Genomic DNA, 14,843 nt, shown 5'->3' with positions numbered 1-14,843 from the left:
GACACCACTTGTCACCCCCTTTTCAATTCGTTATTCAATAGTCAATTATCGTAAGTGCTTGCTCGAACTCTTCTTGCAAATGCTTTTTTTGATAGGTCAAAAATGCTGGATAATGGTCACGTAAAACACCACGTAATTTCATTGGATTATATTTTTCTACCAACTTTTCTTGCAGTACAAATTTTCTTGTCAGTTGCCATTCATAATAATAGCCAAATGGGCGACAGCTATATTTCGTTCCATGAATGACCTGATCTTCAAATCGACGATGGGTATGCCCAAAAACGACTTGTTTTACATTGTCATACTGATCTAAAAGCTCCCCCATTGAAGCAGAACCCAAAAAGGCATTCAATTTATTCCAACGTTCATAAGGCGCAGATTGATAGACAATAAATTCTTTTTTTGGGACAAAATGCGTAGCCATTATGACAGCTAAATTTTTTTGCGCAAGTGTTTCAAGAAGTTGGTTAGTTGCCACTAGCACTTGCTCATTGACTTCCAAATCTGTCCCCTCTCGTTCAATCATTCGGTCATACCAATATAAACGCTTCATCCGTAAAATTTGTTCCTCATCAGTTAGTTCAGAAAACTGGTAATCATACCAACCATTCATTCCAAGTAGAACAGTATGGTCATTTAATGCAAGATAACGTTCATTCAAAAAATGGTTATCTGGAAAATGATTCATCATTGGCTCACCTGTCACATCTGCGAGTTCATGATTGCCAAAATTAAACGTCGTGGGCAATCCTCTCATCGCAAAAAAATCAACAACTGCCAAAGCCTGACTGACCTTATTGGCGATGTCACCTGCCAAATGTAGGCGCGTAATATCCCTTTTTTGTAACACTTGCCATAAATCATTCAATTGTGATTCGCCAAATTTATTGATATCTACGTGTAAATCACTAATTACTGCCAGTTTCCCCATTTATTGTTACCTTCTTAATTGAAATTTTTTAATCTTTTCTAACAACAGGTAGATTGCCCTTTAATAACCCGCTTGGACCTTTCAATTGCAAACTTTGATACGTTGGTTCTAAAGCTAAAGTTGTCGGATTATCTAAATACATTTCAGCACTTTTTTTGATACGGATTGGTCCTAATGGCGTATCTACTAAAATGGAGTACAAACTAAGATCAACCGTTGACTGTTTTTTGATCAAAATCAAGCGAAAAGCCGTATCTAATTGACAAGTGATCCGACTATCAGCAAACGGCCCGTCGCCATTTTCTAGATCCAGCAAAATTTGTTCATCTTCTTCTCGATGGCTTTCTAACCAGCTTTGTGCTTCCTTTGTCACTATTAATTCCATAGTCGATTCTCTCCTAACATTTATTGATGAGCCTTCGCCCATTCACTTTTTGTAATGCCTCTTAATATAACCGAAATCATTTTTTCTTTCCAACGTCGTGCATCAGGAATCATTCCTTCTTGTTTCATTCCGAGTTTTTCCATCACGCGACCAGAGTTTGGATTTTCAACATCATGGTAAGCAAAAATGCGTACGAGATCCAACTTAGTAAATCCCAAAGTAAGTAAAGCTTCCGCTGCTTCTGCGATGTATCCATTTCCCCAATAGTTTTTGTTCAGCACATACCCTAGCTCAGCAACTGCTGCAACATCTTCAATTCTCAAATCAATCGTACCAATCATCTTACCCGTTTCTTTGACTTCAATGGCATACTTTCCCAAAGGAGCATTCATAAAATAATTGGCGATTGAAATTTTTGTTTCTTCTAATGTTTGATGGCGAATAAAAACAAAACGAGTCGTTTCTTCATCGTTCGCGTATTCAAACATATCTTCCGCATCCATGATCGAAATAGGGCGCAACCATAGTCGAGCTGTCTCTATTTGTTGATGCTCAGCAAAAATCAAGTTTCGGTTTACTTTTAATTCCATCTGCATCACGCACCAATCGCTAGTTTTCTAATTACTGTAGCGAAATTTAACAGAAGAAGCAAGTATTTACCTGACTTTCCTTAGCCTTTTCTTAAAAGAAAAAGAATAAAAAACAAAACAAGAAAGTTTTAATAACTAGTTGAAAAAGAATAATGTTTTGTTCACAGTTTGTTAATATCTCTTAGCTATAGTTTTCTTATCAAAACAAATCAAGTATTTGGAGGAATCATTATGAACGAGCAAATCAAAAATATTTATTTTATTGAAGAAACACAAAACATAGAAGGTTCATATATTGAAGTCAAAACTCTTTTTGTCAATGAAGACAAAGAAACGGCTCTTCAATTTTACGAAACACAGACAAAGAAACAACAAAAGTCCTTTGGTTTGACGCTCAGTGAATATAAAATCAAGGCCGAAGCAAGTTATTTCTATCAACTATTAAAACGCTGGAGCCATTTACCTGCCGATTTTTATCGTAAAATGAATATCGTTCAATACCAACCTCTTGCAGAATACTATGCATGAGGTAAAGTTAAGCTTTCTTTAAGGTGAATCACTTACAATCGATTTATCCTAAAGGAGGCGATGAACGATGTTCTTACACTGGATCGCAACTTTTTTAACCGATGAAACGCCGCGAATCAGTCCTTATGAGATTGACAGCGAATGCCTGTTGCCAACTGATTTTCCGAACTGAGTGCAAAATAGCAAAAAGCCAAGACAAAACCATTAGTCGTTTTGTCTTGGCTTTTTCTCTAGCTCTTATTTAAATGCTTGATTCACATCATCTAACATTAATTTCATTGACTCTAATCCGCCACCACTCAAATACCATACATCTGGTTGTAGTGAAATGATCTTCCCATTTTTTCCTGCATTCGTTTGCGCAATCAATTCGTTTTCTGCCAGATTATTTTGGCTGTCATCTCCACCAATTGCTTTGGTACGATCAATCACAAATAGTAAGTCTGGATTTGTTTCTAAAACATATTCAAATGAAACACTTTGACCATGTGTTGAAGGTTCAATTGTATCATCTGCTTGTGGGAAGCCAAAAACGTCGTGTACAAATCCGAAACGTGAGCCAGAACCATAAGCAGATAGTTGACCTTCATTCACTAAAACAACTAAAGCCTTTTGATCAAGTTCCCTTGCTTTATCGGCTGTTTTTTCGATTTCAGTAGCTAATTCTTTGATTTGTTTCTTTGCTTCAGATTCTTTATCAAAGATTTCACCTAAAGTTAAGACATTTTGTTGGATTGATTCCCATGGTTTTTTCGTATCAACTGATAAAAATAAAGTCGGTGCGATTTTACTTAGTTCTTCTTGAAAATCACTTTGACGACCAGAAATAATGATTAAGTCTGGTTTCATTTGATTGATTTTTTCTAAATCTGGTTCTTTGATTCCCCCAGCAGATTCCACTTCTTTGTAACTTGATAAATAACCAGGTAAATTTTGCGTTGCGGCACCAATAACTTGATCTCCTACGCCCAATGCATCAAGTGTATCTAATGATCCATTGTCAAAAACGACAACTTTCTGAGGATTCTTCGTTACTTTTACTTCACCATTGCTGTCTTTGACTGTCAACGTCGTTTCTTCACTGCTGGCAGTTTTTGTTGCTGTTGTATCTTTTGATTTATTCCCTGTTCCACAAGCTGTTAACAATGATGCAACAACCACGAAACTAAACATCCATTTTTTCATTCTTTATTCTCCTAACATTTATTTTTAGAAATAAAGACAGAATCTGCGACCTTCAATTTCGCAAATTCGTATGTCCATTTCATATAATTCGTCGAGTACGGCTTTTTGGATAATCTCATTGGTTTTCCCTTGCGTAAACAATTTTCCTTCTTTCATTGCCACAATTTCATCAGCATAACTAGCGGCAAAATTAATATCGTGAAGAACAATTATTACTGTTTTTCCAAGTTCAGTCACCAATTTTTTTAAAATCTGCATGATTTGAACTGCAAAATTCATATCTAAGTTATTCAAAGGTTCATCTAGCAAGATATAATCGGTATCTTGTGCTAAAACCATCGCAATATATGCACGTTGGAGTTGTCCGCCAGACAAGGTATGGACGAATTGATCTGCCAACTTAGTTAGTCCCAAATGTTTGAGCGCTTCTTCCACAAGCTGATGATCTTCTTGTGTCAAACGTCCTTTTGTATAAGGAAACCGACCAAATTCAACCAATTCTCTAACTGTAATTTGTAAATTCAATTCATTAGATTGACGTAAAATAGCTAATTTTTTCGCTAAGTCATTTGACTTCCATGTTCGTACTTCATTATGATCTAAATAAATTTCCCCTGTATCTTTTGGGACTAAACGACTAACCAAGGAAAGCAAAGTTGATTTTCCCGCGCCATTTGGTCCAATAAAAGCTGTTAATTGTTTTTCTTGGATCGTCAAGTTTATATTATCTACCACTGCTTTTCCTTGATAAGCTTTATTCACATCAGCTAAATCAATCATCCCGCTTGCTTCCTTTCACGAATTAATTTTAGTAAAAAGTAACTACCACCCAGAAATTCAATCACCACACTAATTGTTGTATTCCAACCAAAAAGTTGTTCAACAAGTAGCTGGCCTCCAGTCAATAACAACATCGCCACTAAAAAACTACCCACAAATAAAACTTTATGTCGATACGTTGCAAATAACCGGTAACTAACATTTGCTACGATAAACCCTAAGAAGGTCATAGGACCTACTAAGGCTGTCGCTGTTCCCGTCAGTAAACTAACCACAAACAGCACAAGGAATTGTAATCGCGCAACATCTACACCTAAGTTCGTTGCTTGTTCTCTTCCCAAGTGAATAACATCTAGAAAACGATGTAAATAAAACAGTAGACACCAGCCAGTAACAATCAAACAAGCAGCCGGCAAGAGATATTGACTCTGGATATTCCCAAAACTCGCGAACAACCGACCTTGTAACAAATCATATTCATTAGGGTCCATTATGACTTGTAAAAACGTACTCATACTCCCAAACAACGTTCCTAGGACCATCCCAGTCATCAATAATAAAAACAAGCTAGCTTGCATTTTTTTTAATAAAAAATAGAATAAAATCAAACTCAAGCCAACCATTAGACTAATTGTCAGCAAAAAAAAGACAAGGCCTGTTTGTTGTAGCATCGTCACACCGCCCAATAAGAAAAATAAAATTGTTTGAACAAGCACATACAACGAATCTAGTCCTAAAACGGACGGAGTTAGAAATTGATTCTGACTGATAGTTTGAAAACTGATTGTTGCCCCACTCACTGCTAATGAAACTAAGAAAAAAGCACCAATTTTTTTACTTCTCAATGCCCAAGCAAACGACCAATTCCCATAAGTATTGATGATTAAATAACTTATCGTAACCAAGCACACTACACTAACTAATAACAATAAGCGCCAGCATCTATTTTTTTTCATCGTTTCTCCCCCTTCACTAATAAAAAGAGGAAAATAATTCCACCAATTATTCCAACAATGACACTCACTGGAATTTCATAAGGATAAATTAGAATGCGAGCCAAAATATCGCAAATTAATAAAAAAATACTTCCAAACAATGCAGTTATTCCTAAAGTTTGATGGACCTGATCTCCATACATTCTCGCCACTAAATTGGGAACAATAACACCTAAAAATGGCATCGTTCCAACCATAATCAATACGACTGCACTAGCTAAAGAAACTAATCCTACTCCTAATAACTGCATTTGGTGATAATTCATACCAAGGTTCACCGCAAATGATTCACCCAATCCCACAATCGTAAATTGATATGCAAAATAATAAATAATTCCTAGTAAGGGGATCGTTAGATAAAGCAATTCATAGTTGCCACGCAGAATAGTGGAAAAGTTGCCTTGTAACCACGACGACATATTTTGGACTAGCTGATTTTGGTAAGCAAAAAAAGTTGCGACGGAACCAATAATATTTCCCCACATCACACCGATCAGTGGCAACATCAATTGATTTTTTTGTGGAATCATTCGTGCAAAAAGAAGAAACAATCCTGTCCCTAAAAAAGCAAATGCAAAAGCCGTTACTGAACGCGTGACAATTGACGCATTTGGCAGAAAAAGCATCACAACCAAAATTCCTAAACGTGCACTGTCCATCGTTCCAGCAGTCGTTGGTGAAACAAATTTGTTCTGTGTCAAGTGCTGCATAATCAGCCCACAAATACTACTTGTGGCTCCTACTAGAACAATACAAATAGTGCGAGGTAATCGACTAATAAGGAACAATTGTGCACTTTGGGTATCCGCTTGAAAAAATTCTGTTACTTGTACCGATGACACTCCAATCAATAATGAAAGTAAACTGAATCCCACTAAGCTGGTAATCAACCAGCGATAACGCATAAAATCCCTCTTTTCTAATTGAGAATGATTTTCATTCTTATTCTAAGTGAGAAACTGAGCAAAAGCAACCGCTTTTTTGTCATTTGTCTTATTTCAAATAATTTGTGTTATAATCGCTGTATCAAACGCTATAAAGGAGGGCTTCTTTTGCCACAAGATGAATTGCAAAGTCACTTGGACAAAGGTCGTTACGGAACACCTTTGGTCAACCCAGATGAACAACATAAATATCTAGGAACTTTTCGTGAGCGTTGCTATGTCAGTATGACCATTGGCGAAATGGAAAAAGCTGAGAATCAAGCAAACTTCATCAAAGAACTTGAAAAACATCCAGATGAACAAATCTTATTAAATGGCAGCATGCCTGAAGACCTTCAAGCACGCTATATCCAATTGGCAACAAAACAAAAAGTTCGTTTCACAGTAATCAATGACTTTGTCAAAAATGATGACGATAGTCTTGGTCTGATTTTAACTGCTAAAGAAGCGGTCAATGAGCCCGTCATTGATATTGAAAAAAAATACCCAAAAGAACAAGAATCTGAACAATCAGAAAAACCGAAAAAAAGTCTTTGGGACAAATTATTCCACTAAGATAGCAAAAAGCTCGTGTAAATTCATTGAAGAATTTTACACGAGCTTTTTTATTTAATTCAACTTATTTTTCTTCTTCGTTCCAATGGTTCAATGCCCAGACTTCCGGATATAAAAGTTTCAACACCGCTAATGTTAGTCGTTGTCCCGTCCCAGAAAATGGATAGACGTGCATGTGCATGGCAGGATTAAAATTAGCTTCAATGATCCCATAAGCTTTCTCATCTGTTGCCGGATCCATTTCTTTATCTGGAATAATCAAATCGATTCCACTGACTTTTGCTCCCAACGCCGTAACAGCTGCAACGGCAATTTCTTTGTACGCATTAGAAAACTCAGCTGTTACATCAATTGAATCTCCACCAGTACTGATATTAGAATTTTCCCGTAAATAAACGATTTGATCTTTCGCAGGAATAGAATCAATTGTTAATCCTTGTTCTTTCAGCATCAATTGTTCAAGATCCCCTAACTGAATTAATTCTAATGGTGCGCGATGGTTCGTCCCACGTAAAGGATCTTGATTTTTTTGAGCAACTAATTCCGCCACAGTTTGTTCCCCATTGCCAATAACATTTGCAGGTATCCGAAGTAAGATTGCTTGAACTTGTCCATCAATCACAAAAAAGCGATACTCCGTTCCAGGTAAAAATTCCTCAACTAAAACAGATGTGTCTTCCCGAAAAGCAATTTCTAATCCTTTTTGATAGTCTTCTTCACTCGCCCCTTCTTTAAAAATGGTGATACCCAATCCGTAATTCGTTGATTTTGGTTTAATGACAAATGCTTCATTGGCAAAACGGGAATAGGCACGTTTGGCGTCAGCCATTGAAGTAAACTCTGCACCAGCAGGGACGCGAAAGCCTGCTTCTGCCAGAATTTTTTTGGTCACTGTTTTATTTTCCATGATCAAAGGCACAATGTAACTATCTTTACTTGTCATATTTGCATTTTTAACGTATTCGACATGCTTTTCAAATTGCAAGCGTAAAAACTGATCTGCTTCATCAATCACTTTCACTTGAATTCCTTTTTGAATTGCATCAAAAAGGAAAATCTGTGTGGATAGCTCCATCTCACGAAAACCAGCCAATTGATAAGGGCGCTCATGACTTTCAGCATCGTATTTTCTGCCTAAGGCAACGGCAACAGCCTTTTGGCTATCACTTTGTGCTTCTGTATATAATTGGGCAGCAATCGTCTGAGAGGGGTTATTTAAGCGTTCAGTTAACTTGTCGATTATAGGCAATAATTCTTCATGTTGTAAAGCTTGAACCATCTCTTTCATTTGTGCAAAGAGCGTCAGACCTTCTTCATACATGGCCGTTTGATCCAAAGGCCCTTCTAAAGCAACCCGATTGTTGTAAAGCGTTCCTTCTTCTACCCATTCGTCGACAGATGATCCTTCAGGTGTCCATAACATAAACACTAAAAATAATTGTAAAAATTGCACTTGTTCTTTACTAATTCCTAAATGGTGGTAAGGGTTCAAATCAATATTTCGCAGCTCGATATAACGTACACCCATCTTCGCAACGTCCGCAACTCTTTTACCTCCACGGAAACGAACAGGTGCATAGAATTCTTTTTCTTCAGATAACTTTCCTTCTTCAATCATTTGTTCAATATCTGCTAAGTACTGATTCATTGAAGCATAAGAAACTTTTACGTTTGAATGGTTAGTGTAGCCATATTCACTGTTTCGAATACTACGAACAGGTTCATGAGGATGTAACTCATCAACGAAATAATTTGCCTCGCTTAATGGGGAAGCCCCGTATAAATACGTAATCAACCAACGATAGCGCAAAAAGTTTCTTGCAACTTTTAAATACACTTCTGTTTTAAAAGTTGCAAATTCTTGAATCTCTGTTTGTTGAACAAACAAAGTACGAATTAATTCCTCACCAAATTCAAAATTAAAATGAATACCACTAACCATTTGTTTTCGTTTACCATATTCTTTTGCTAAATAGCGACGATACAAAACATCTTCAAACGTTGCTAGCTTGGCAATCATGATTTCCTCATCTTTTTGTGGCAAAGCAGGTGGCATACTTAATGGCCAAATCATTTCCTCATCTGACATTGATCGAGAAGTCACATCATAAATAGCATCTAAATATTGAAAAAGTTCTTCAATGGAATCTGTTACTGGTGTAATCATTTCCACCTGAGTTTCACTAAAATCAGTTTGAATATATGGATGATACGTGCGATCTCCAAAAATAGCTGGATGATCTGTTTTTGCTAACTTTCCATCGTGTGTTACCCGTTGTCCTTCGCGTTCAATTCCAAATCGAGCTTGATCGATAAACGGTATGACACTTGAATGTTCTAATAATTTTTTAAAGTTCATCATTACATGTCCTCCACTTCATACATTGACATTATAGTAAAAAACAACCAGAAAAAGAACGATCTTGCTTTAAAATGAGGAGATTATGAAAAACTGCACAAAAAAAGAAGTATGCCAGTCTTTTCCCAGCATACTTCATACATTTCAAAACACCATGTTCACAGTTTAATTGATTATTCTTCTTTAAGTAGTCCTTTGAACAACCCAATAACAAAATCATTGGGATCAAATGGTTCTAGGTCATCGATTCCTTCACCCAATCCAACTAATTTTACTGGTAAATGCAATTCATTTCTGATAGCTAAAACAATTCCACCTTTAGCAGTCCCGTCTAGTTTAGTCAAAACTAAGCCAGTTACATCTGTTGTTTCTTTAAATTGCTTTGCTTGGACCATTGCATTTTGCCCCGTTGTTGCATCTAATACCAATAATGTTTCATGTGGTGCATCTGGTAACTCACGTTGAATCACACGTTTGATTTTTTCTAATTCTTTCATCAAATTAACTTTATTTTGCAAGCGCCCCGCTGTATCGACAAGCAAAACATCTGCTTCCTCTGCTTTTGCACGTTCCAACGCATCATAAACAACTGCGGCTGGATCGCCACCAGCATTTCCGTGAACGACTTCCACACCTGCGCGTTCGCCCCAGACTACTAATTGGTCAATCGCTCCCGCACGGAACGTATCAGCTGCCGCCATCAAAACTTTTTTGCCTTCATTTTTGTATTGATGCGCAAGTTTCCCAATACTTGTCGTTTTACCCACGCCATTCACACCAACAAAAAGCATGACCGTCAGACCTTCTGGTTGAATATTCAACTCATTCACTTCATTAAGCCCTTCTTGTTCATATAAATCAACTAGTTTTTCAATGATGGCATTTTGAACTTCTGCTGGTTTCTTCGCGTTGCGCAGTTTCACTTCTTGACGCAAAGATTCTGTAATTTGAATTGCTGTTTCAAAACCAACATCTGCACCAATCAATGTTTCTTCTAACTCTTCAAAGAAATCTTCATCAACTGTTCGAAAATTGGCAAACAATTCATTCATTCGCTCGCCAAAAGTTTTTCTCGTTTTTTCTAATCCTTTGTCATACTTTTCTTGGACTTCAACGACTTCTTCTGGTTGTTCTTCACCAGTAAATGCTCGTTTGATTTTGTCAAAAAATCCCATTTGATTCCCCCCTATGCTAAAACAAATTTCTCAATTGCTTGTGCAACACCATCTTCAATATTGCTTGCAGTCAAATAGTCTGCACTTTCTTTAACTAAAGGAACAGCATTTGCCATTGCAACACCCATTCCAGCGTATTCGATCATTGGTAAATCATTTTCTTCATCACCAATTGCCATGACTTCTGCTTGGGTGATCCCTAACTCTTCTGCTAGTAAAGAAATTCCATACGCTTTAGTAACACCTTTTGGCATAAATTCTAGCAACATACTACGAGTCTTGATGATTTCAAATTGCTCATGGAACACACTTGGAATTTCTTTAATTTTTGGATCTAGTTCTTCTTGTGCATAAGCAATAACTGCTTTATTCAAAACATTTGCCTTTTTAACGTCCATCAAAGTTCCTGGACGGAAATCCAAAACTTTATTCAACACATTATAAAGTGATTGTTTTTCAGGAGCTGTTGGCAATTGATAAACAATACCATCAGATAACACATCTAGCGGCAAAGACAACTCTTGTGCTAACTGGGCCAATTGCTCAATATCTGCAATAGTCATTACTTTTTTCGCCATGATCTCGCCTGTGTCATTTTTTTGAACAAGCCCACCATTAAACGTAATGCTGTAATCACCTGCATCAAGCAGATCCAATTCCGTTAAATAATGTGCCATAGCCGCCAGTGGACGACCTGTGCACAAAACGATTTTGACTCCTTGATTTTTTGCTCGCGCTAAAATTTCTTTATTTCTAGCAGAAATTTGTTTTTCTTCATTTAGTAATGTTCCATCTAAATCAATGGCTACTAATTTAATCATATTTACTTCCTACTCTTTCACAACAAGATTCTCGTCTTCTTTAAGATCTTCCATACGGACAGAAACGATTTTTGAAACACCAGATTCTTGCATCGTTACGCCATACAAAACATTTGCAGCTTCCATTGTTCCTTTACGGTGTGTGACAACAATAAATTGGGTATCATTTTGGAAATTACGTAAATAGTTACCAAAACGTGTCACATTTGCCTCATCCAAAGCTGCTTCTACTTCATCAAGAATACAAAATGGTACTGGACGAACACGAATGATTGAGAACAGCAAAGCAATTGCCGTTAATGCGCGCTCCCCACCCGAAAGTAAGCTTAGACTTTGTAATTTTTTACCTGGAGGTTGAACTTCGATTTCAATTCCTGTTTTCAATAAATCAGTTGGATCAGTCAAGACAAGTTCTGCTCGACCACCACCAAACATATTCGGAAAGACGACTTTGAATTCTTTGCGGATTGCTTCAAAAACTTCTTTAAAACGTGTGCGAACTTCGTCATCCATTTCATCCATTGTTTCAAACAACTGATTTTTCGCAGAAAGCAAATCATCTCGTTGAGTAGATAAAAACGTATAACGCTCATTCACCTGTTCGTATTGTTCGATTGCATTCAAGTTAACTGGTCCCAGTGCTTCAATACTTCGTTTCAATGCCGCTACTTTTTCTTTGCTACCTGAAACATCTGTTGTTGGTTGATAATCGACCACAGCTTTTTCAAAGGTCATTTGGTATTCTGTTTCTAAGTACGTAACATGCTGGTCTAACAGCATTTCTGCGCGGTCTTTATTCACTTCAAGTTTTGATTGCTCAGTTAAACGAACTTTGTGTTCTTGATTTTGTTGTGCCAATACTTCAGCTAATTGATCGATTTCAACTTGGGTTGCGTCGCGAGACGTTTTCACTTCTTGAAGCTCAATCTGGAGCTGTTCACGTTGGGTAGATAATTCGTGAATTTTTTCGTCTAAACTTTCTTCTGTCAACTCATGATCAGAAAAGTTTGCAGTTAACGCTGCTAACTGTTTCTCTAAACTTGTCTGGCGCTCCATTGCCTCTGTTTTTTGGACACGCGCACCACGTAACTGGATCTGCAAGTGGTTAAATTGCTCTTTTAATACAGCAAGATCCGCTTGCTGTTGCGCTTTTTGTCCTTGGATTTGCGCACGACGGGCTTCCATTTGATCGCTTTCTTGACTTAAAGATTTGATTTCTTCGTCAATTTTCGTGCGTTGTTCTTCCAATTCTTGTTGCTTCGTTGCTAATTCTGTACGTTGTTTTTCATAAGTTTCGATAAATTGATTTAACTCACGGGTCTCAAAATTAGAAATCTGTTGTTCTTTTTCAAATCGTGTTAAATCATTTGAGATATTTTGAAGTTTATTTGCAACTTCTTGCTCTTCAAAACGTAACTGTTCCATCACACTTCGTGCTGCTTCGTATTCTTCACTAAGTGTCGTCACTTTTTCTTGTAAAACTTGCACTTTCTTTTCTTGAACTTGTAGTTCTTGATTTGCTTGGTCAAACTCACTAGTCAATTGTTTCAATTCTTGATTTTGAGCGAATAAACTTCCTTGATTTCCACGTTTATTGGCTCCACCAGTCATCGAACCACCTGCGTTCATCACGTCTCCCTCTAAGGAAACCACGCGATATTGATAATGAATCGTTTGTGCAATTGCATTCGCACTGGCTAGATCTTTTGCTAAAAGAATCGTTCCCAATAAATTATTCACTACTGATTGGATTGCATCTGAGTAAGTCACTCGTTCACTTGCTACGCCTAAAAAACCCTCGATAGTCGCTGCTTGTGCTGCAACATGAGCAGGTAATTGACGTGGTTTAATCGTTGTCAATGGCAAGAAAGTTGCACGCCCACCTTTTTGTTGTTTCAAATAAGTAATTGCTTGTCTTGCATCCACTTCATTTTCAACAATAATATGTTGTGCAGCCCCGCCTAGTGCGGTTTCGATCGCTAAGGTGAAATCCGCTGGAACATCGATTAATTCAGCAACTGCACCTACAACGCCAGATAATTGTTGTTTGTGTTGTAATACTAAACGTACACCTTGATAAAAACCAAAGTAATTTTCTTGGATTTCTTGCAAACTCTTTTGTCGTGCACGTAACTGTTGCACCTGATTCATCAGTTGATACATTTTGGGGTGCTCAGTATTCAACCGTTCTTGGAATTTCTTTCCTTCAGTCTGAATAGCTGCCACTTTTGCTTTTGTTTCTTCTGATGATTGAGCCAGTTTCGTTTGTTGCTCCACTAATTCTGCTTTTTTTGTCGACAATTCTGCGACAGTTGCTTGAACTTCTGTTTGTTTTGCCAGTGTTTGTTGGCTCTTTGCTGTCTCTTGCTGATACTGACGTTCTAAATATTTCAATTCATTTCCGACAGCAGCTTGTTCTTGCATTAAATCGACATATTGATCACGTAATTCAGCTAATAATTCTTTTGTCGATTTTTGATATTTTTCAAGTTCTTGTTGGGTCACCATCAATTGTGCTTCTGCTTGCTGGATTTCCGCTTCTTTCTTGTCGACATCTTTTGTTAAACTAGCTTGTTGTTTTTCAAAGTGTTGAACTTTTTTCTGCGCTTCCGCTAAAGATGCTTGGTATTCTTGTGTACTTTGTTTCGTATGTTTTGAGCGTTCCAGTAAGACATCTTTTTGTCCTTCTGTTTGCTTTAGACTTTCTGACAAAGCAAGTAATTTTTGCTGATTCTTTTCAATCACACGATCTGCTTGAGCATTTTGTTTACGCCAAGTTGCAAGTATTGATTCATGCTCTTGTATTTGTTCAGTTACGTTCGCTAATTCTTGGTTAAATTGTTTTAATTCAGCTTCTCGTTGTGTCCACTCAGTTCTCGCCGTTTCGATTTCAGCAATCATTAGAGCAATATCTGTTTCAGTCAACTCTTCTTTTAAGCGTAAAAACTCCTTTGCTGCCTTACTTTGAGTAGCTAAAGGAGTTAGCTGTTCTTCTAATTCATAGATGATATCTTGAACTCGGCTAAGGTTATCTTCTGTTTCAAAAAGCTTTTGTTCAGCTTTTTTCTTACGTTGTTTATACTTTAAAACACCCGCCGCTTCTTCAAAGATTCCACGACGGTCTTCTGGTTTACTACTAAAAATCGCTTCAACTTTCCCTTGTGAGATGATTGAAAAAGATTCTTTTCCCAACCCAGAATCTAAAAACAATTCTTGGATGTCTTTCAAACGACAAGATTGTTTATTGATAAAAAAATCGCTTTCCCCTGTTCGACGATAACGACGTGTCACACTGACTTCATTGTATTCCAATGGTAGATAATGGTCTTCATTATCTAAAATAACTGTTACTTCTGCTACATTTAGTTGCTTACGGGAATCTGAACCTGCAAAAATAATATCTGGCATCTTTCCACCACGCAGACTTTTCGCCGATTGTTCACCTAAGACCCAACGAATGGCTTCCGTGATATTACTTTTTCCGCTACCATTTGGGCCGACAACTGCTGTAACACTGTTTTCGAAGTCAATCACTGTTTTATCAGCGAATGACTTGAACCCAGCGATTTCAATTCGTTTCAAATACACGAAA

At 37.2% G+C, this 14,843-nt stretch carries 13 protein-coding genes; 2 read left to right on the top strand and 11 right to left on the bottom strand.

Annotation, left to right across the window (positions count from 1 at the left end; translation table 11 throughout):
- Window positions 1-34: 34 nt before the first annotated feature.
- The 3 genes from AC4BD1_RS00555 to AC4BD1_RS00545 are packed head-to-tail and all read right to left on the bottom strand — an operon-like array spanning window position 35 to window position 1,909.
- Window positions 35-934: a metallophosphoesterase gene (locus AC4BD1_RS00555; RefSeq protein ID WP_206907696.1), complete on the bottom strand. Its 900-nt coding sequence runs from the start codon at window positions 932-934 to the stop codon at window positions 35-37.
- A 28-nt stretch (window positions 935-962) separates the two neighbouring features.
- The gene (locus AC4BD1_RS00550; protein WP_490466688.1) at window positions 963-1,319 is read right to left on the bottom strand and encodes an iron-sulfur cluster biosynthesis family protein; all 357 of its coding nucleotides are present in this window, start codon (window positions 1,317-1,319) and stop codon (window positions 963-965) included.
- 20 nt (window positions 1,320-1,339) lie between these two features.
- Window positions 1,340-1,909, bottom strand: a complete 570-nt coding sequence (locus AC4BD1_RS00545) for a GNAT family N-acetyltransferase (protein ID WP_490466687.1) — start codon at window positions 1,907-1,909, stop codon at window positions 1,340-1,342.
- 231 nt (window positions 1,910-2,140) lie between these two features.
- Here AC4BD1_RS00545 and AC4BD1_RS00540 point away from each other — a divergent pair, with 231 nt between their 5' ends.
- A complete protein-coding gene (locus AC4BD1_RS00540; RefSeq protein WP_490485670.1) occupies window positions 2,141-2,437 on the top strand; it encodes a hypothetical protein in 297 nt (98 codons plus the stop codon).
- A gap of 237 nt (window positions 2,438-2,674) precedes the next feature.
- Here the strand turns inward: AC4BD1_RS00540 and AC4BD1_RS00535 are convergent, their stop codons facing one another.
- Genes AC4BD1_RS00535 through AC4BD1_RS00520 form a run of 4 tightly spaced genes read right to left on the bottom strand, consistent with a single transcriptional unit; the run spans window position 2,675 to window position 6,302 of the window.
- Complete coding sequence (locus tag AC4BD1_RS00535; RefSeq protein ID WP_490466686.1) at window positions 2,675-3,622, bottom strand: siderophore ABC transporter substrate-binding protein; 948 nt, start codon at window positions 3,620-3,622, stop codon at window positions 2,675-2,677.
- Window positions 3,623-3,646: 24 nt separating this feature from the next.
- Complete coding sequence (locus tag AC4BD1_RS00530) at window positions 3,647-4,402, bottom strand: iron ABC transporter ATP-binding protein (RefSeq protein ID WP_490466685.1); 756 nt, start codon at window positions 4,400-4,402, stop codon at window positions 3,647-3,649.
- Window positions 4,399-5,358: an iron chelate uptake ABC transporter family permease subunit gene (locus AC4BD1_RS00525; RefSeq protein WP_490485669.1), complete on the bottom strand. Its 960-nt coding sequence runs from the start codon at window positions 5,356-5,358 to the stop codon at window positions 4,399-4,401. Before AC4BD1_RS00525 ends, AC4BD1_RS00530 begins: the two co-directional genes overlap by 4 nt.
- The gene (locus tag AC4BD1_RS00520; RefSeq protein WP_206907714.1) at window positions 5,355-6,302 is read right to left on the bottom strand and encodes an ABC transporter permease; all 948 of its coding nucleotides are present in this window, start codon (window positions 6,300-6,302) and stop codon (window positions 5,355-5,357) included. The genes AC4BD1_RS00525 and AC4BD1_RS00520 overlap by 4 nt, the downstream gene beginning before the upstream one ends.
- Window positions 6,303-6,449: 147 nt before the next feature.
- Here AC4BD1_RS00520 and AC4BD1_RS00515 point away from each other — a divergent pair, with 147 nt between their 5' ends.
- A complete protein-coding gene (locus AC4BD1_RS00515) occupies window positions 6,450-6,896 on the top strand; it encodes a YueI family protein (protein ID WP_206907715.1) in 447 nt (148 codons plus the stop codon).
- 64 nt (window positions 6,897-6,960) lie between these two features.
- Here AC4BD1_RS00515 and gshAB read toward each other — a convergent pair whose 3' ends face one another.
- The 4 genes from gshAB to smc form a co-directional block, all read right to left on the bottom strand.
- A complete protein-coding gene (gene gshAB / locus AC4BD1_RS00510; RefSeq protein ID WP_206907718.1) occupies window positions 6,961-9,258 on the bottom strand; it encodes a bifunctional glutamate--cysteine ligase GshA/glutathione synthetase GshB in 2,298 nt (765 codons plus the stop codon).
- 170 nt (window positions 9,259-9,428) lie between these two features.
- Window positions 9,429-10,430 carry a signal recognition particle-docking protein FtsY gene (gene ftsY / locus AC4BD1_RS00505; RefSeq protein ID WP_206898881.1) on the bottom strand — a complete coding sequence of 334 codons (1,002 nt, stop codon included), beginning with the start codon at window positions 10,428-10,430 and terminating at the stop codon, window positions 9,429-9,431.
- Between the two features lie 11 nt (window positions 10,431-10,441).
- Window positions 10,442-11,251, bottom strand: a complete 810-nt coding sequence (locus AC4BD1_RS00500) for a Cof-type HAD-IIB family hydrolase (protein ID WP_490466684.1) — start codon at window positions 11,249-11,251, stop codon at window positions 10,442-10,444.
- Between the two features lie 9 nt (window positions 11,252-11,260).
- Window positions 11,261-14,839, bottom strand: coding sequence for a chromosome segregation protein SMC (gene smc, locus AC4BD1_RS00495; RefSeq protein WP_490466683.1), 3,579 nt, complete (start codon window positions 14,837-14,839; stop codon window positions 11,261-11,263).
- Between the last annotated feature and the right edge of the window lie 4 nt (window positions 14,840-14,843).

It is taken from the genome of Enterococcus sp. DJ147D b (assembly GCF_058216655.1).
This window is presented reverse-complemented; position numbering and strand designations above follow the sequence as displayed.

Excerpts from the sequence above, each read along its gene's own strand:
- AC4BD1_RS00550 (WP_490466688.1), bottom strand. The coding sequence starts at position 1,319 with ATGGAATTAATAGTGACAAAGGAAGCACAAAGCTGGTTAGAAAGCCAT.
- AC4BD1_RS00535 (WP_490466686.1), bottom strand. The coding sequence starts at position 3,622 with ATGAAAAAATGGATGTTTAGTTTCGTGGTTGTTGCATCATTGTTAACA.
- ftsY (WP_206898881.1), bottom strand. The coding sequence starts at position 10,430 with ATGGGATTTTTTGACAAAATCAAACGAGCATTTACTGGTGAAGAACAA.
- AC4BD1_RS00525 (WP_490485669.1), bottom strand. The coding sequence starts at position 5,358 with ATGAAAAAAAATAGATGCTGGCGCTTATTGTTATTAGTTAGTGTAGTG.
- AC4BD1_RS00545 (WP_490466687.1), bottom strand. The coding sequence starts at position 1,909 with ATGGAATTAAAAGTAAACCGAAACTTGATTTTTGCTGAGCATCAACAA.
- AC4BD1_RS00555 (WP_206907696.1), bottom strand. The coding sequence starts at position 934 with ATGGGGAAACTGGCAGTAATTAGTGATTTACACGTAGATATCAATAAA.
- AC4BD1_RS00530 (WP_490466685.1), bottom strand. The coding sequence starts at position 4,402 with ATGATTGATTTAGCTGATGTGAATAAAGCTTATCAAGGAAAAGCAGTG.
- AC4BD1_RS00520 (WP_206907714.1), bottom strand. The coding sequence starts at position 6,302 with ATGCGTTATCGCTGGTTGATTACCAGCTTAGTGGGATTCAGTTTACTT.
- gshAB (WP_206907718.1), bottom strand. The coding sequence starts at position 9,258 with ATGATGAACTTTAAAAAATTATTAGAACATTCAAGTGTCATACCGTTT.
- AC4BD1_RS00540 (WP_490485670.1), top strand. The coding sequence starts at position 2,141 with ATGAACGAGCAAATCAAAAATATTTATTTTATTGAAGAAACACAAAAC.
- AC4BD1_RS00500 (WP_490466684.1), bottom strand. The coding sequence starts at position 11,251 with ATGATTAAATTAGTAGCCATTGATTTAGATGGAACATTACTAAATGAA.